The following is a 16,899-nucleotide window of genomic DNA, read 5'->3' on the forward strand; positions in this document are numbered from 1 at the left end:
GCACAGGAGTCGGGAAGGCAGGCCATGGCCAGGGACGCGGGCAGCACGGAACCGGAGGGCGGGGTCGCCACTCGCACCGCGCGCGTGCCCAAGTACTACCGACTGAAGCGGCACTTGCTCGACATGACGGAGACACTGCCGCCCGGCACGCCTGTCCCGCCGGAGCGCACGCTCGCCGCGGAGTTCGACACCTCGCGCACCACGGTGCGCCAGGCGCTCCAGGAGCTGGTCGTCGAGGGCCGGCTGGAACGCATCCAGGGCAAGGGCACCTTCGTGGCCAAGCCCAAGGTCTCGCAGGCCCTCCAGCTCACCTCGTACACGGAGGACATGCGCGCCCAGGGCCTTGAGCCCACCTCGCAGCTCCTCGACATCGGGTACGTCACCGCCGACGACACGCTCGCCGGACTGCTCGACATCTCGGCCGGCGGCCGGGTGCTGCGCATCGAGCGGCTGCGCCTCGCGAGCGGCGAGCCGATGGCGATCGAGACCACCCACCTTTCGGCCAAGCGCTTCCCCGCGCTGCGCCGCTCGCTGGTGAAGTACACCTCGCTGTACACGGCGCTGGCAGAGGTCTACGACGTCCACCTCGCCGAGGCCGAGGAGACCATCGAGACCTCCCTCGCCACGCCGCGCGAGGCCGGTCTGCTCGGTACGGACGTGGGCCTGCCGATGCTGATGCTTTCTCGCCATTCTCTGGACGCCCAGGGCGAGCCGGTGGAGTGGGTACGGTCCGTCTACCGCGGCGACCGGTACAAGTTCGTGGCGCGCCTGAAGAGGCCCAACGGCTGAGCGGATCCACACGCCTGACGAGGGGGGTTGCCGAGGACTCGGCGGCCCCCCTCGTTTCGCGTACCAGGGAATTCGCTTCCGTTATGCGGACGGGGGTTCCGCCGAGCGTGAGCGTCCCCTAGATTTCCCCAGCATTACCGAGGTGATCAGCGAGGGGACGGAATCGCCATGTCAGAGGCGTCAGAAGCGTCGGAAACGGCACAAGGGAAACAACCCGCCATCACTCCCCTGCGGGTGGTGATCGCGCTCTGCCTGTTCGCACCGTTCGTGGCGATGCTCTGGGTGAGCTCGTACGCGAAGGCCGAACCGCTCCTCGCGGGCATCCCGTTCTTCTACTGGTACCAGATGCTCTGGGTGCTGATCTCCACCGCGCTCACCATGATCGCGTACAAGCTGTGGCAGCTGGACCAGCGTGCCCGCAAGGGAGGTGACGCACGATGAAGGACGTGACCGGCGTGAACGGCGTGGCACTCGCCGTGTTCATCTTCTTCTTCCTGGCCGTCACGGTCATGGGATTCCTCGCCTCGCGCTGGCGCAGGGCCGAGAACGAGAACAGCCTCGACGAATGGGGCCTGGGCGGCCGGTCGTTCGGCACCTGGGTGACCTGGTTCCTGCTCGGCGGCGACCTCTACACCGCGTACACCTTCGTCGCCGTCCCGGCGGCCATCTACGCGGCGGGCGCGGCCGGCTTCTTCGCCGTCCCGTACACGATCCTGGTGTACCCGCTGATCTTCACCTTCCTGCCGCGCCTCTGGTCGGTCTCGCACAAGCACGGGTACGTCACCACCTCGGACTTCGTGCGCGGCCGCTGGGACTCCAAGGGCCTCTCGCTCGCGGTGGCCGTCACCGGCATCCTCGCCACCATGCCGTACATCGCGCTCCAGCTCGTCGGCATCCAGGCCGTCCTGGACGTGATGGGCGTCGGCGGCGGCGAGACCACCCACTGGTTCATCAAGGACCTGCCGCTGCTCATCGCCTTCGGTGTCCTCGCGGCGTACACGTACTCCTCGGGCCTGCGCGCCCCCGCGCTCATCGCGTTCGTCAAGGACACCCTGATCTACATCGTCATCGCGGTGGCGATCATCTACATCCCGATCAAGCTCGGCGGCTTCGACGAGATCTTCGCCAAGGCGGGCGAGGCGTACGGGCAGACCAACCCGGCGACCGGCAAGCCGCGCGGCGCGCTCGTCCCCGGCGAGGCCGGGCAGTGGACGTACGCGACGCTGGCGCTCGGCTCGGCGCTCGCGCTCTTCATGTACCCGCACTCCATCACGGCGACCCTGTCGTCGCGGAGCCGTGAGGTCATCCGCCGCAACACCACGATCCTGCCGCTGTACTCGCTGATGCTGGGCCTGCTCGCGCTGCTCGGCTTCATGGCGATCGCCGCCGGGATCCAGGTCAAGAACGGCCAGCTCGCCATCCCGCAGCTCTTCGAGACCATGTTCCCGGACTGGTTCGCGGGCGTCGCGTTCGCCGCGATCGGCATCGGCGCGCTCGTCCCGGCCGCGATCATGTCGATCGCCGCGGCCAACCTCTTCACCCGCAACATCTACAAGGACTTCATCAAGCCGGACGCGACCCCGGCCCAGGAGACCAAGGTCTCCAAGCTGGTCTCGCTCTTGGTGAAGGTCGGCGCGCTGGCCTTCGTCCTCACCATGGACAAGACGGTCGCCATCAACTTCCAGCTGCTCGGCGGGATCTGGATCCTCCAGACCTTCCCGGCGCTGGTCGGCGGCCTCTTCACCCGCTGGTTCCACCGCTGGGCGCTGCTCGCCGGCTGGGCCGTCGGCATGGTCTACGGCACGGTCGCCGCGTACGGCGTCGCCAGCCCGACGCAGAAGCACTTCGGCGGCTCCTCCGCCGAGATCCCGGGCATCGGCGAGATCGGCTACATCGGCCTCACCGCGTTCGTCCTCAACGTCGTCGTCACGGTCGTCCTGACCTTCGTCCTCAAGGCCCTGAAGGCCCCCGAGGGCGTCGACGAGACCTCCCCGTCGGACTACACGGTCGACGCGCCGGCCCGCGCGGCGAAGCCGAAGCCGGACCCGCAGGCGGACCCGAAGGTCGGCGCCGGAGCGCACTGACCTCGCGGTACGACACAGGGGCCCGGGATCTCCGCCAGGAAATCCCGGGCCCCTTCCCGTACCCCCGGGGCACACTGCCCCCATGGACTTCACGATCAGGGCGGTACGGCCCGAGGAACACGAGGAGCTCGGGGAACTCACCGGGCTGACATACCTGAACGACGGGCTGCTGCTGTACGGCGAGGACGACTTCTACCTGGACGTACTGAAGGACACGGCCCGGCGGGCCCGCGAGGCCGAGGTGCTCGTCGCCGCCGACGAGGACGACCGGATCATCGGCGGGGTGACCTTCGCCCCCGGCTCCACCCCGTGGGCGGACATCGCCGTCGCCGGCGAGGCCGAGTTCCGGATGCTCGCGGTCGCTCCGGAGGCCCGCGGCAGGGGCGTCGGAGAGGCCCTCGTCCGCGCCTGTGCGGACCGCGCACGGGCCCTGCCGGGGTGCGCGCGGCTCGTGCTCTCCACCGACGCGAAGATGGTCTCGGCGCACCGGATCTACGAGCGGATGGGCTTCGTCCGCACCCCCGAGCGGGACTGGGAACCGATTCCCGGCCACCAGCTGCGGACCTACGCCCTGGAGTTCTGACACACGGACGACACAACATGTGGGGGGTTCTGCGAGCAGCGCCCCCCACATGTATGCTCGTCCTCGCTGTCGACGCAGGGAAATCCGGCGCGAATCCGGAACTGTCCCGCAACGGTGTGCTTCGTGTTGATTCGTACGAAGTGAGTCCGAGGACCTGCCGACAGCACACCCGGTCCAGCCGTTCCGGGTGTCACTGACGTCCGGGCCTCGCGGAGTGGGCCGGTGGACGCGGCGCGTCCTGTGTACGGATGCCCGCCTGCCCGCCTTCCCCCGCCGCGGCCCCGAGCCGAGCGAGGGAGAGCCCCCACGTGACCATCGCGCCCGCCGATCCGGCCACGGCGATCGAGAGCGACGGACCCGGCACCGTGCTGCTGCGGACCCTGACCGATCTCACCGCCGACCTCCCCGACACCGACCCCGGCAAGATCGCCGCCGCCGCGCTCCGCGGCCGCAGCGCCACGTCGGACGAGGCGGAACTGCGCGAGCTGGCCACCGAGGCGGCCGCCGGTCTGATCTCCGAGGACCCGGCCTACTCCCGGCTCGCCGCCCGGCTCCTGACGATCACCATCGCCGAAGAGGCCGCCGGCCAGGGCGCGGTCTGCTTCTCGGCCTCCGTGGCCGTCGGCCACCGCGAGGGCCTGATCGCCGACCGCACCGCCGACTTCGTCGCGCGGCACGCGGACCGCCTCGACGCGACCATCGACCAGACCGCCGACGACCGCTTCGGCTACTTCGGTCTGCGCACCCTCTTCTCGCGCTACCTGCTGCGCCACCCGATCACCCGCAAGGTGATCGAGACCCCGCAGCACTTCATGCTCCGCGTCGCCTGCGGCCTCGCCGAGGACGAGAGCGTCCGCGCGCTCGACGAGGTCGGCGCGCTGTACGGCCTGATGAGCCGCCTGGACTACCTGCCGTCCTCCCCCACGCTCTTCAACTCCGGCACCCGCCACCCGCAGATGTCCTCCTGCTACCTCCTCGACTCCCCGCAGGACGAGCTGGACTCCATCTACGACCGCTACCACCAGGTCGCGCGCCTCTCGAAGCACGCCGGCGGCATCGGGCTCTCCTACTCCCGCATCCGCGCCCGCGGTTCCCTCATCCGCGGCACCAACGGGCACTCCAACGGCATCGTCCCGTTCCTGAAGACCCTCGACGCCTCCGTCGCCGCCGTGAACCAGGGCGGCCGCCGCAAGGGCGCCGCCGCCGTCTACCTGGAGACCTGGCACGCGGACATCGAGGAGTTCCTGGAGCTCCGCGACAACACGGGCGAGGACCAGCGCCGTACGCACAACCTGAACCTGGCGCACTGGATCCCGGACGAGTTCATGCGCCGCGTCAACGCCGACGCCGACTGGTCGCTCTTCTCCCCGGCGGACGTGCCCGAGCTCGTCGACCTGTGGGGCGAGGAGTTCGACGCCGCCTACCGCGCCGCCGAGGCGAAGGGCCTGGCCCGCAAGACGATGCCGGCCCGCGACCTGTACGGCCGGATGATGCGGACCCTGGCCCAGACCGGCAACGGCTGGATGACCTTCAAGGACGCCTCGAACCGGACGGCCAACCAGACCGCCGAGCCCGGCCACACCGTCCACTCCTCCAACCTCTGCACGGAGATCCTGGAGGTCACGGACGACGGCGAGACCGCGGTCTGCAACCTGGGCTCGGTCAACCTCGGCGCGTTCGTGGACGTTTCGACCCAGGACATCGACTGGGAGCGGCTCGACGCGACCGTCCGCACGGCCGTCACCTTCCTCGACCGGGTCGTCGACATCAACTTCTACCCGACCGAGCAGGCCGGGCGTTCCAACGCCCGCTGGCGGCCGGTGGGCCTGGGCGCGATGGGCCTCCAGGACGTCTTCTTCCAGCTGAAGCTGCCGTTCGACTCCCCCGAGGCGCGCGCGCTGTCCACCCGTATCGCCGAGCGGATCATGCTCGCCGCGTACGAGGCCTCCGCCGACCTCGCCGAGCGCAGCGGCCCCGTCCCGGCCTGGGACAAGACGCGCACGGCCCGCGGTGTCCTGCACCCGGACCACTACGACGTCGAGCTCAACTGGCCGGAGCGCTGGGCGGCCCTGCGCGAGCGGATCGCCGCGGTCGGCATGCGCAACAGCCTGCTCCTGGCGATCGCGCCGACGGCGACCATCGCCTCGATCGCGGGCGTCTACGAGTGCATCGAGCCGCAGGTCTCCAACCTCTTCAAGCGCGAGACGCTGTCGGGCGAGTTCCTCCAGGTCAACTCGTACCTCGTCGACGAGCTGAAGCGGCTCGGCGTGTGGGACGCCCAGACCCGGGACGCGCTGCGCGACGCCAGCGGCTCGGTCGCGGGCTTCACCTGGATCCCGGCCGAGGTGCGCGAGCTGTACCGCACGGCCTGGGAGATCCCGCAGCGCGGCCTGATCGACATGGCCGCCGCGCGGACGCCGTTCCTCGACCAGTCGCAGTCCCTGAACCTGTTCCTGGAGACGCCGACGATCGGCAAGCTGTCGTCGATGTACGCGTACGCCTGGAAGCAGGGTCTGAAGACGACGTACTACCTGCGCTCCCGCCCGGCGACCCGGATCGCCCGCGCCGCCCAGGCCGCGACGCCCACCGCCGCCACCATCCCCGTCCAGCAGGCGACCCCCGACGCGGACGCCCTCGCCTGCTCCCTGGAAAACCCCGAGTCCTGCGAGGCCTGCCAGTGATGTCCCACCCGTCGCCCGACCACCACCCCTCATCGACGACGCTTCGCGCCGGCACCTCTTCCCTCAAGAAGAACCTCCTCGACCCGGGCTTCGAACTGACCCTCCGTCCGATGCGCTACCCGGACTTCTACGAGCGCTACCGCGACGCCATCAAGAACACGTGGACCGTCGAGGAGGTCGACCTCCACTCGGACGTCGCCGACCTCGCCAAGCTCACCCCCGGTGAGCAGCACATGATCGGCCGCCTCGTCGCCTTCTTCGCGACCGGCGACTCGATCGTGTCGAACAACCTCGTGCTGACGCTGTACAAGCACATCAACTCCCCCGAGGCGCGCCTGTACCTCTCGCGCCAGCTGTTCGAGGAGGCCGTGCACGTCCAGTTCTATCTGACGCTGCTCGACACCTACCTGCCCGACCCGGACGACCGCGCCGCCGCGTTCGACGCGGTCGAGGAGATCCCCTCCATCCGCGAGAAGGCGCAGTTCTGCTTCCGCTGGATGGACTCGGTGGAGAAGATCGACCGCCTGGAGACCCAGGCCGACCGCCGCCGCTTCCTGCTGAACCTGATCTGCTTCGCGGCGTGCATCGAGGGCCTGTTCTTCTACGGCGCCTTCGCGTACGTGTACTGGTTCCGGTCGCGCGGTCTGCTGCACGGCCTGGCGACCGGCACCAACTGGGTGTTCCGCGACGAGACGATGCACATGAACTTCGCCTTCGAGGTCGTGGACACCGTCCGCAAGGAGGAGCCGGAGCTCTTCGACGACGCCCTCCAGCAGCAGGTCACCGACATGCTGAAGGAGGCCGTGGAGGCGGAGCTGCAGTTCGGCCGCGACCTGTGCGGCGACGGCCTGCCGGGCATGAACACCGAGTCGATGCGCGAGTACCTCCAGTGCGTCGCCGACCAGCGCCTCCAGCGCCTCGGCTTCGCCCCGGTGTACGGCTCGGAGAACCCGTTCGCGTTCATGGAGCTCCAGGGCGTCCAGGAGCTGACCAACTTCTTCGAGCGCCGCCCGTCCGCCTACCAGGTGGCCGTCGAGGGCTCGGTGGACCTGGACGAGGACTTCTAGGTCTCCCCTGTACGGCGAAGGGCCCCGCACTCCTGGAGTGCGGGGCCCTTCGCCGTAGGTGCGAGCGATCAGGCGTTGGGGACCGTCTCGTAGCGCGGGGTGCCCTCTTCCATCTGGCGGAGGGCGTCCTTGCGGTCGCGCTTGGAGAGCTTGTCGATGTACAGGAAGCCGTACAGGTGGTCCGTCTCGTGCTGGAGGCAGCGGGCGAAGTAGCCGGTGCCGCGCACCTTGATCGGGTTGCCCTGGACGTCCTGTCCGGTCAGCGCCGCGTAGTCGGGGCGGGCCAGCTCGGCGTAGGCGGTCGGCACGGACAGGCAGCCCTCGTTGGACTCGTCCAGGACGCGCAGCTCGGCCGGCAGGTCCTCCAGGACCGGGTTGCAGACGACGCCGACGTGCCGGACGCCCTCGTCGTCCATGCAGTCGTAGACGAAGACCTTCAGGTCCACGCCGATCTGGTTCGCGGCCAGGCCCACGCCCTCGGCGGCCTTCTGGCTGGCGAACATGTCGTCGACGAGCCGGGCGAGCTCGTCGTCGAACTCGGTGACGTTCTTGCACTCGCGGTGGAGCACAGGGTTGCCGACGACCGTGATCGGGCGGGCCGTGCCGCGCTCGCGGTGGGCGAGCTCGCGCGCCTCACAGTCCTCCGTGTCGACGACGTAGCCATCCCCTACCTGCGGCGGGGAGACCCCAAGGTTGATCTGCGTCTGCTCGTCCGTGTCCTGCTGCGCCATGTCCGGCCGCGCCTTCCTGAAAACCCGATTCCGTCGGATGACAGCCTACGGGCCCGCGGGTCGCCGCTCAGCAGACCTCTTCGAGATCACGCCACTCACGGCTGTCGGGACTGTCCGCCACCCACCCGTCCAGGAGCCCGCGCACCAGGCCCGCCGGGGCCGCGATGCCGCACTCCCGCTCCGGGACCCACAGCTCGCCGGGCGAGCGGTGGCCGAGCGGCCCGGGGTGCCCCGGCTCGCTGTGGTCGTGCGGGTCGGAGTGCTCGCCCTCGCCCTCGGCGCTCGGCATGGTCGACTCCGAACAGGCGCGGCAGAGCAGCCGCACGGAGGACGACCAGTCCTCGGCGGCGAAGCCCGCCTCTGCGGCGAGCTGCTCCAGGGCGTCCCGGTCGGCCTCGGTGGCGGCCTCCAGGAGGACCACCCAGGTGGGAACGGGGGACGGCGCCCACAGCTCGATCTCGTCGAAGACCGGGTAGGAGGGGCCCGCGGTGGTGGTGCGCTCGCCGTTCGGCACGCCGTCGTGGAGGACGACCTCGCCCCAGCGGCGCCCCGAGGACGGCAGCGGGATGGAGAGGACCTCGATACGGGCCGGGTCGAGCCTGCGGCCCCACACGACCTCGGCCTCGCCCTCGGGCGAGAGCCGGACGGCGGCGCTGCCCAGCTCCATGCCGGCGGGCTCGCCGGTGCCCGCGGCGGCCCCGGGCACCTTGAGGCCGTACGCCTGCCAGGCCCGGCGGGCCAGCGGCCAGTCCTGGAGCGCGGTGGCGGCGATGCCGACGTTCCACCAGTCGGGGGCGCCGGTCTCCTTGTCGAGCAGCGCGACCGCGCGCAGCCCGGCGGCCCTGGCCTGCTCCCAGTCGTGCCGGAACTTGTGCAGCAGGGCCAGGTTGAACCAGGACTCCGAGAGCCAGGGCTCCAGATCCGCCGCACGTGTCAGCAGCGCGCCCGCGTCCTCGTACCGCCCGTCGCCGATCAGCGTGAACGCGCGGTCGGTGGCCTGCCGCCACGAGGCGGAGGGCCGATGCCGTACCTTCCCGAAGATCCTCACGATTCCCGCCTGCCGGTCGCTTTCACCCTCTTGTTCGCATCCAACCATGCCCGGTCGGACGCGCGCTCATTACCCATGGGTTACCCAGCGATCGACGAGGTCACCCCAGGGGCTCCGCCCCGCGCCAGGACCCTGGCCAGGCATTCGACGACGTCCGGGTGATAGTCGCGCGCGGTGCCGAGGCGGAGCCGCTCCAGGGCCTCCAGGGCGGCGCCCGCGCCGTCGCCCGCCAGGTCGTCGTAGGCGTTCACCGCGCGGACGATCCGGGCCGGCAGCGGCTGCTCGCGGTACGGGTCGGCCTGCCGCTCGACGACCACGGCGACGGCCGCCGGGACCCCGGTCCTGCGGACGACCTCGCCGCCCAGGAGGGCGATCCGGCGCTGCTCCTCGGCCGGGAGGAGGGCGGTGGCGCCGCCCTCGACGGGGTCGACGAGGGAGAGCTGTCCGATGTCGTGCATGAGCGCAGCGTGTTCGAGGACGGCCAGGTCGGTCCCGGAGAGGCCCAGCTCACGGCCGACGGCGGTACTGAGGGCGGCGACCCGGCGGGCGTGACCGGGCGGAGTGCAGCCGGCGATCTCGGTGGCGCGGGCGAGCGAGGCGATGGTCTGCCGGTTGACGGTGCGCACGGCCGCGTACCGCCGGAAGGAGACCTGGGTGAGCAGCAGCGGTACGGCGAGCACCGGGAGGGCCCACAGTCCGGCGGCGGCCACGCCGAGCGCCATGACCGCGCCGGTGGCGCAGACGGCGGAGCCGATGCCGAGGAGGGCGCGCAGCTCGTCGCGGAGGAGGGGGCCGTACGGGAATCCGGTGCGGGCGCGGAGCACGAGGGCGGCGAGCACGGCGTCGCAGAGGGCGGTCAGGACGAGCAGGAGCAGCAGGAAGAAGGCGTACGACGGGCCCTCGCCGACGTGCTCGACGACGGCGCCGGAGTTGTAGAGGGGCTGGAAGCAGAGGGCGGCGAAGGCGACGGTGAGGACGCGGCGGGCGAGGTGGTCGGCGTCGGGGCCCTGGCCCCTGGCCAGGTGGGGGACGATCCCGGCGAGGCCGCCCGCGACGACGACGGCGACGATCTGGAGGACGCCGTGGGTGGTGGCGGTCCCGGCGTCCGTACCGAGCAGGGCGTACGCGAGGGCTCCCGCGGCGGCGAGCGGCGCGGGTTCGCGCTCGCCGGGGAGGGCGCCCCAGCGGGCGAGCTCGCCGAGGGCGATGAGCGTGCCGAAGGCGAGGGCGTTGCCGGGTTCGTCGACGCCGTACCAGAGGGTGGCGCCGAAGCCGGCGACGCTCAGCAGCAGGGCCGCCCCGTACAGGGCTCCGACGGTGAGGGCCCCGGGCCTCATGCGCGCTCCTTCGGCCGGGCGGTCAGGGAGGTGTCCGAGGTCAGCGGGGCGTCCGCCGCGCGCGGCGGGGGCAGGTTCCCGTCGGCCGGGCCGGGCGGGGGTGCCGGGGTCGGCGGGGTCGGCGGGGCCGTCTGCGTCTCGTCGGGCGGACTCGCCGGAGTCACCGGAGCTGCCGGAGCTGCCGGAGCTGCCTGGGTCGCCGGGGTCTCGTCGGGCGGACTCGCCGGAGCCGCCGGAGCTGCCGGGGTCGGCGGGAGCGTCTGGGGGGTCTCGTCGGCGGTGACGTCGGTCTGCCAGCCGTGCCGGTCGAGTGCCCGGGCCAGGGCGGTGACCATCCGGGGGTCGAACTGGCTGCCCGCGCAGCGCTCCAGCTCCGCGACGGCGGTGGGGACCGGGCGGGCCCGGCTGTAGGAGCGGGTGGAGGTCATGGCGTCGAAGGCGTCGGCGACGGCGACCACCCGGGCGAACTCGGGGATCTGCTCGCCCCGCAGCCCGTACGGGTAGCCGCTGCCGTCCATGCGCTCGTGGTGGTGGAGGATCGCGGACCGGGCCTCGCCGAGGAAGCCGATGCCCCGGACCATCTCGTGCCCGTACTCGGGGTGCAGTTCGATGACCCGGCGCTCCTCCGGCGTCAGCGGCCCGTCCTTGCGCAGCACCCGCGTGGGCACGCCCAGTTTCCCGACGTCGTGGAGGATGCCGGCGAACCGCACGACGTCGAGCCGGTCCTCCGCCATGCCGAGCTCACGGGCGATCAGGACGGAGGCGTGGCCGACCCGTTCGCTGTGGCCGCGGGTGTACCGGTCCTTGATGTCGACGGCCTGGACGAGGGCGCGGATGGTGGCCTGGTGGGCGGCCCGCTCGCGGTGGTACTGGGCGAAGACCCAGCAGGAGATGTACATCGGCAACAGGACGAAGAGGGCCGCGGCCGGTCCGTACGCGCTGCGCCAGAGCACGGCCATCATCAGTCCGGCCAGCCCGTGCACGGCGTGCGGGGCGATGGCCCGTCCGAGGAGCCCGCGCCAGGCGGCCCCGACGGGCAGTCCGTCGGCGGTGGCCCGGATGCCGCCGTCGAGGGCGGTCAGGACCAGGCAGAAGGCGAGCGCGGCGGCGCCCGCGGGCAGCAGCGCGTACGGGAAGTCGGGGGCGGCCGGACCGTGGCCGAGGGCGGCGGGGCCGCCCAGGGCACCGGCGGCCTGGGCCGCGGCCCAGACGGCGAGGGCCGTGGCGGCGGTCCGCCAGGCGCGGCGCGGTCCGGCGGGCGGCTCCTCGACGCGGGCGAGGAGGCTGCCGGGCAGCGCGGTGAGCGCGGCGGCCGCGGGCGGCAGGAGCAGCGCGGAGGCGAGCAGGACGGGGAAGAAGGAGCCGGTGCCCATGGGGACGGAGCCGCCGAGGCCGCGGCCGAGGAGCCGGCAGCGGGCGGGCAGCTCGCAGAGCGCGTACAGGGCGGCGAGGAGCGCGACGGTGCCCCAGGGAGTGGTGGCGCCAGGGCGCAGCGCGGGCAGGGCGCAGGCTCCGGCGGCGAGCAGGGCGCAGCCGATGTACGCGCCGGCCGCCCGCGGAATGACCCTCTCGCCCATCACACCCGTCACGCTAGCGAGTGGAACGGTCCGAGAGGTGACGCTGCGGCCGATTCGCACCATCGGGTGATACAAGCTGATATATGCGTGGGGCCGCCGCGATCACTTCGCGGCGGCCTTCGTCACCTGACACCCGGACACCCGGGCCGGGATGCGTCGGGGCACTGCCTGCCTACTCCTGCGGAGCCGGAGCCGGAGCCGGCGTCGCCGGGGCGACCGCCGTGATGTCCTGCTCGGGCACCAGCTGTCCCGAGCGGATGAGGTCGATCCGGCCCATGACCTTGGACCGCAGGTCGGTGGGGACGTCGTCACTGCCGCAGCAGCGCTTGACGAGCTTCTTCACCGCCTGCTCCAGGCCGTACTTCTCCAGGCACGGGGAGCACTCCTCGAAGTGCACCTCGAACTTGGTGCAGTCGCTGTCGGGCATCTCTTTGTCGAGGAACTCGTAGAGATGATCCAGGACCTCTGAGCAATCCGTCTCGTGCGGCTCTCCGCAGCTCATGAGCCCGAGCCTTTCAGATCGTTCGACGACTCTCCGGCGCCCGCGGGTACCAGCCCGCGGTCACGGGCGTAGTCCTCGAGCATGCCGCGCAGCTGGCGGCGGCCCCGGTGCAGTCGGGACATCACCGTACCGATGGGTGTCCCCATGATGTCCGCGATCTCCTTGTAGGCAAAGCCCTCGACATCCGCCAGATAGACGGCGATGCGGAACTCCTCGGGGATCGCCTGCAGCGCTGCCTTCACGTCGGAGTCGGGAAGGTGGTCGAGCGCCTGGGACTCCGCGGAGCGCAGACCGGTCGACATGTGCGACTCGGCGCGCGCGAGCTGCCAGTCCTCGATCTCCTCGGCGGCGCTGCGCTGGGGCTCACGCTGCTTCTTGCGGTACGAGTTGATGAAGGTGTTCGTGAGGATGCGGTACAGCCACGCCTTGAGGTTCGTGCCCTCGCGGAACTGGTGGAAGGATCCGTACGCCTTCGCGTAGGTCTCCTGCACCAGGTCCTCCGCGTCCGCGGGGTTGCGCGTCATGCGCAGGGCGGCGGAGTACATCTGGTCGAGGAATCCGAGGGCGTCCCGCTCGAAGCGCGCGTTGCGCTCGGCGGTCGTCTCCTCGGGGCCGTCGTCGGTCCCTGTGTCGGTCCCAGTGACCGGACCCACCTCCTCCAGCGTGGTGGCGAGCCCGAAGGCGGACCCACTCGTTTCGGAGGATAGACGAGGAACCGCTCCGCCCGCCGCCCGAATAGGGGCGATCTTGGGCGCGGGCAGCACTGTCCAGTCGAGGTCAGCGGCCTGCGCGCGCTCGGGGCAGATGGTCGAACCCATGCGACGGACTCCCTCTTCCTTGTTCTCACACCGACGTTCTCCACAACAGAGGCCCCCCGCTCAACATTCCCGGTGCGGGAGTCGTTGTCAGCGCAGGGTGACGAGCCACGCGACGACGCCGGCGACCAGCCCGTCGAGGGCCTCGTCCTGGGTGAGCGGCGCCCGCTTGGGCACGGCGAAGCCGTGGTCTCCGTACGGCACCTCGCCGAGGGTGTGCCCGCCCGCAGGGAACTCTTCGGGGCGCCCGAAGGGGTCGTTGCCGCCCTGGACGACGAGGGTGGGCAGGCCGGTGCCGAGGAGCTCGTCGGCGCGGGAGCGCTCCGGCTTCCCCGGCGGGTGGAGGGGGAAGCTCAGCGCGAGGACGGCGAGGGCGCCCAGTTCCCGCCCGGTCCGGCAGGCGACCCGGGCGCCGGCGCTGCGGCCGCCCGCGATCACGGGGAGTCCGGGCTTCGCGAGGGCCGGCCAGAGGCCGCGCCAGCCGGTGTCGAGGGTCTTCGGCGCGGGCGCGACCTTCTTGCCGGCGACGCGCCAGGGCTGCTCGACGAGGGCGGTGGTCACGCCGTGGGCGGGCAGGGCGCGGGCGAGGGCCTGGAGGTCACGGGCCTCGACGCCGCCGCCGGCGCCGTGGCCGAGGGCGAGGACGGCCCACGGCTCCGTACCGGCGTACCAGGTGACACGGGCGTCACCGGCGTCGGTGGGAACGGTCTCGTGCTCGGCGGGAACGGTCTCGTACTCTGTCACGTCCCCATCCTGCCGTCCGCGCTCGTCCGGCCGGAGGACCTCAGAACAGCGTGCCCTCCTCCGGGCCCTCCAGCTCCGTCAGGAGTTCGGGGCCGTTGTTGCGGACGTTGCTCACCGCCGTCGACACGGGGTAGGCCCGCATCAGCCCCTCCGGCGGCGCGCCGAGCAGCCCGCGCAGCTCGTCCTCGCCGGTTCGCGCCGGGTCGAGCCAGGCGTCCCAGCGGTCCTCCGTCAGCATCAGGGGCATCCGGGGGTGGATGTCGGCGAGCGAGCGGGGGCCCTCGGCCGGGGCCACGCCCAGCGGGCCCGTCTCGGCCTCGGTGGTGACGACCGAGCAGGTCACCCACCAGGCGGAGGGGTGCTCGTCGGGGAGGGTGCGGTCGCGCCAGAACTCGTAGAGGCCGGCCATCGCGAAGACCGAGCCGTCCGCCGGGGTCACGAAGTACGGCTGCTTCCGCGGCCTCTTCTTCTTCCCCTCCACTTCCAGGTCCCGCTCCCCCGCGGCGGTCACCCATTCGTAGTAGCCGTCGGCGGGCAGGATGCAGCGGCGGGCCGCGAACGCGCGTTTGAAGGAGGGCTTCTCGTGGAGGGTCTCAGCGCGCGCGTTGATCATCCGGGCGGCGCCCTCGGGCGTCTTCGCCCAGGACGGGACGAGGCCCCATTTCAGCGCGCGCAGCTGGCGAACCGGCCGCCGCGTTTCCGCGTCTTTCAGAGGACGCTCCAGAACGGCCCAGACCTCTTTGGTGGGCGCCACGTTCCAGTCGGGGGCCAGGGTCTCCTCCGGCTCCCACTTCTCGATCCCGAAGGTGTCGACGAGGTCCTCGGGCCGCCGACTCGCTGCATACCGTCCGCACATACGTGCCACACTGCCACGATCCCCGAGCTCCCGAGGAGCGGCCCGAACGATGGACCTCTTCAGCCCGAAGGCCGCCCCGGCCGAGTGGCTGGTGATCGCCACCGCGGTCGCCGCCCTCGCCGTCACCGTGCCCCGCCGCGCCTGGCTCCTGGCCCGCAACGCGATCACCATCGCCCACGAGGGCGGGCACGGGATCGTCGCCCTCGCGACCGGCCGCCGCCTGGAGGCGATCCGGCTGCACTCGGACACCAGCGGGCTGACCGTGACCCGGGGCCGCCCGACCGGCATCGGCGTGGTCCTCACCCTGGCCGCCGGCTACACCGCGGCCCCGCTGCTCGGCCTCGGCGGCGCCGCCCTGCTCGGCGCGGGCCTGGTCACCCTGCTGCTCTGGCTCGCGACCGGCCTGCTCCTCGCGATGCTCGTGATGGTCCGGAACGCGTACGGGATCCTCACCGTCCTCCTGACGGGCGCGGCCTTCCTCCTCGTGTCCTGGCTGACCGGTCCCGAGGTCCAGTCGCTCTTCGCCTACGCGGTGGTGTGGTTCCTGCTCCTCGGCGGCGTCCGCCCGGCCTTCGAGCTCCAGGCGAAACGGCGCCACGGCGGCGCGCCCGACTCGGACGCGGACCAGCTCGCGCGCCTCACCCATGTGCACCCGGGGGTGTGGCTCCTCTTCTTCCACGCGGTCTCGATCTGCTCCCTGATCGGCGGCGGGCGCTGGCTCCTGGGCTTCTGACACCCCCGTACAGTGATTCCATGACCGCAGCAGCTTCCGTGCGCCCCGACCCGTCCACCGACCTCTGGCCCGCCCCGTACGCCCGCGGCGCCGTCGACGCGACCGTCACCGTGCCCGGATCGAAGTCGGTCACCAACCGCGGTCTGGTCCTCGCCGCGCTCGCCTCGGAGCCGGGCTGGCTGCGCCGCCCGCTGCGCTCCCGCGACACCCTCCTGATGGCCGAGGCGCTGCGTACCCTCGGCGTGAAGATCGAGGAGGGCGTGGGCCCGGACGGCACCGGCGAGGCCTGGCGGATCATCCCCTCCCCGCTGCGCGGCCCCGCCACCGTCGACGTCGGCAACGCGGGCACGGTCATGCGCTTCCTGCCCCCCGTCGCGGCGCTCGCCGACGGTCCCGTCCGCTTCGACGGCGACCCCCGCTCCCACGAGCGTCCGCTGCACGGTGTGATCGACGCGCTGCGCGCGCTCGGCGCCCGGATCGACGACGACGGCCGGGGCGCGCTGCCCCTGACCGTGCACGGCGCCGGGGGCCTGGACGGCGGCACGGTCGAGATCGACGCCTCCTCGTCCTCCCAGTTCGTCAGCGCGCTGCTGCTCTCCGCGGCCCGTTTCAACCAGGGCGTCGAGGTCCGGCACGTGGGGACGAAGCTGCCCTCGCTGCCGCACATCCGGATGACGGTCGACATGCTGCGCGCGGTCGGCGCCCAGGTCGACGAGCCGGAGCACGGCGGCGAGCCGAACGTCTGGCGGGTGGCGCCCTCCGCGCTGCGCGGCCGCGACCTGGTCGTCGAGCCGGACCTGTCGAACGCGCAGCCGTTCCTGGCGGCGGCGCTGGTGACCGGCGGCCGGGTGACCGTGCCGGACTGGCCCGGGCGGACCACCCAGCCCGGTGACGCGCTGCGGGAGATCTTCACCGAGATGGGTGGCTCCTGCGAGCTGACCGAGGCCGGCCTGACCTTCACCGGTACGGGCCGGATCCACGGCATCGACGTGGACCTCGGCGAGGTCGGGGAGCTGACCCCGGGCATCGCGGCGGTCGCGGCGCTCGCCGACTCCCCCTCGACCCTGCGCGGGGTCGCCCATCTGCGGCTGCACGAGACGGACCGCCTGGCGGCCCTCACCAAGGAGATCAACGAGCTGGGCGGCGATGTGACGGAGACCGAGGACGGTCTGCACATCCGCCCGCGCCCGCTGCACGGCGGCGTCTTCCACACGTACCACGACCACCGCATGGCGACGGCGGGCGCGATCATCGGCCTCGCGGTCGAGGGCGTGGAGATCGAGGACGTGGCCACGACGGCGAAGACCTTGCCGGACTTCCCGACGATGTGGACCGAAATGCTCGGGGTCTGA

16 protein-coding genes and 1 riboswitch are annotated in these 16,899 nt (G+C 72.0%); of the genes, 8 read left to right on the forward strand and 8 right to left on the reverse strand.

The window, feature by feature from the left end:
* The first annotated feature begins 24 nt into the window (after positions 1 to 24).
* The 6 genes from ACFC0G_RS10540 to ACFC0G_RS10565 all read left to right on the forward strand — a co-directional run bounded on the left by ACFC0G_RS10540 (position 25) and on the right by ACFC0G_RS10565 (position 7,204).
* The gene (locus ACFC0G_RS10540; RefSeq protein ID WP_024761167.1) at positions 25 to 789 is read left to right on the forward strand and encodes a GntR family transcriptional regulator; all 765 of its coding nucleotides are present in this window, start codon (positions 25 to 27) and stop codon (positions 787 to 789) included.
* A 168-nt stretch (positions 790 to 957) separates the two neighbouring features.
* Complete coding sequence (locus ACFC0G_RS10545) at positions 958 to 1,230, forward strand: DUF3311 domain-containing protein (RefSeq protein WP_376400315.1); 273 nt, start codon at positions 958 to 960, stop codon at positions 1,228 to 1,230.
* A complete protein-coding gene (mctP, locus tag ACFC0G_RS10550) occupies positions 1,227 to 2,873 on the forward strand; it encodes a monocarboxylate uptake permease MctP (RefSeq protein ID WP_376400318.1) in 1,647 nt (548 codons plus the stop codon). The genes ACFC0G_RS10545 and mctP overlap by 4 nt, the downstream gene beginning before the upstream one ends.
* A gap of 82 nt (positions 2,874 to 2,955) precedes the next feature.
* Positions 2,956 to 3,456: a GNAT family N-acetyltransferase gene (locus ACFC0G_RS10555; RefSeq protein ID WP_376400321.1), complete on the forward strand. Its 501-nt coding sequence runs from the start codon at positions 2,956 to 2,958 to the stop codon at positions 3,454 to 3,456.
* 36 nt (positions 3,457 to 3,492) lie between these two features.
* A riboswitch (cobalamin riboswitch) is annotated at positions 3,493 to 3,633 on the forward strand.
* Positions 3,634 to 3,764: 131 nt separating this feature from the next.
* Positions 3,765 to 6,137, forward strand: coding sequence for a ribonucleoside-diphosphate reductase subunit alpha (locus ACFC0G_RS10560; protein WP_376400324.1), 2,373 nt, complete (start codon positions 3,765 to 3,767; stop codon positions 6,135 to 6,137).
* Positions 6,137 to 7,204, forward strand: coding sequence for a ribonucleotide-diphosphate reductase subunit beta (locus tag ACFC0G_RS10565; protein ID WP_376400327.1), 1,068 nt, complete (start codon positions 6,137 to 6,139; stop codon positions 7,202 to 7,204). Before ACFC0G_RS10560 ends, ACFC0G_RS10565 begins: the two co-directional genes overlap by 1 nt.
* Positions 7,205 to 7,272: 68 nt before the next feature.
* On the opposite strand, the gene def is transcribed toward ACFC0G_RS10565, so the two are convergent.
* The 8 genes from def to ACFC0G_RS10605 form a co-directional block, all read right to left on the reverse strand.
* Positions 7,273 to 7,935: a peptide deformylase gene (gene def / locus ACFC0G_RS10570; RefSeq protein ID WP_376400330.1), complete on the reverse strand. Its 663-nt coding sequence runs from the start codon at positions 7,933 to 7,935 to the stop codon at positions 7,273 to 7,275.
* Between the two features lie 67 nt (positions 7,936 to 8,002).
* A complete protein-coding gene (locus ACFC0G_RS10575) occupies positions 8,003 to 8,983 on the reverse strand; it encodes a hypothetical protein (protein WP_189799965.1) in 981 nt (326 codons plus the stop codon).
* Positions 8,984 to 9,063: 80 nt separating this feature from the next.
* Positions 9,064 to 10,320: an HD-GYP domain-containing protein gene (locus tag ACFC0G_RS10580; RefSeq protein WP_376400334.1), complete on the reverse strand. Its 1,257-nt coding sequence runs from the start codon at positions 10,318 to 10,320 to the stop codon at positions 9,064 to 9,066.
* Positions 10,317 to 11,897 carry an HD-GYP domain-containing protein gene (locus ACFC0G_RS10585; RefSeq protein ID WP_376400528.1) on the reverse strand — a complete coding sequence of 527 codons (1,581 nt, stop codon included), beginning with the start codon at positions 11,895 to 11,897 and terminating at the stop codon, positions 10,317 to 10,319. Before ACFC0G_RS10585 ends, ACFC0G_RS10580 begins: the two co-directional genes overlap by 4 nt.
* 172 nt (positions 11,898 to 12,069) lie before the next feature.
* A complete protein-coding gene (rsrA, locus tag ACFC0G_RS10590) occupies positions 12,070 to 12,399 on the reverse strand; it encodes a mycothiol system anti-sigma-R factor (protein ID WP_376400336.1) in 330 nt (109 codons plus the stop codon).
* Positions 12,396 to 13,052 (reverse strand): sigma-70 family RNA polymerase sigma factor, encoded by a 657-nt coding sequence (locus tag ACFC0G_RS10595; RefSeq protein WP_376400531.1) that lies wholly within the window; start codon positions 13,050 to 13,052, stop codon positions 12,396 to 12,398. Before ACFC0G_RS10595 ends, rsrA begins: the two co-directional genes overlap by 4 nt.
* A gap of 252 nt (positions 13,053 to 13,304) precedes the next feature.
* The gene (locus tag ACFC0G_RS10600) at positions 13,305 to 13,958 is read right to left on the reverse strand and encodes an alpha/beta family hydrolase (RefSeq protein ID WP_376400339.1); all 654 of its coding nucleotides are present in this window, start codon (positions 13,956 to 13,958) and stop codon (positions 13,305 to 13,307) included.
* A gap of 40 nt (positions 13,959 to 13,998) precedes the next feature.
* The gene (locus ACFC0G_RS10605; protein ID WP_376400342.1) at positions 13,999 to 14,814 is read right to left on the reverse strand and encodes an SOS response-associated peptidase; all 816 of its coding nucleotides are present in this window, start codon (positions 14,812 to 14,814) and stop codon (positions 13,999 to 14,001) included.
* Between the two features lie 49 nt (positions 14,815 to 14,863).
* Here ACFC0G_RS10605 and ACFC0G_RS10610 point away from each other — a divergent pair, with 49 nt between their 5' ends.
* Positions 14,864 to 15,547, forward strand: a complete 684-nt coding sequence (locus ACFC0G_RS10610) for a M50 family metallopeptidase (protein WP_376400345.1) — start codon at positions 14,864 to 14,866, stop codon at positions 15,545 to 15,547.
* Positions 15,548 to 15,567: 20 nt separating this feature from the next.
* The gene (gene aroA / locus ACFC0G_RS10615) at positions 15,568 to 16,899 is read left to right on the forward strand and encodes a 3-phosphoshikimate 1-carboxyvinyltransferase (RefSeq protein ID WP_376400348.1); all 1,332 of its coding nucleotides are present in this window, start codon (positions 15,568 to 15,570) and stop codon (positions 16,897 to 16,899) included.

This window comes from Streptomyces sp. NPDC056169 (genome assembly GCF_042268445.1).
GTDB lineage: Bacteria > Actinomycetota > Actinomycetes > Streptomycetales > Streptomycetaceae > Streptomyces.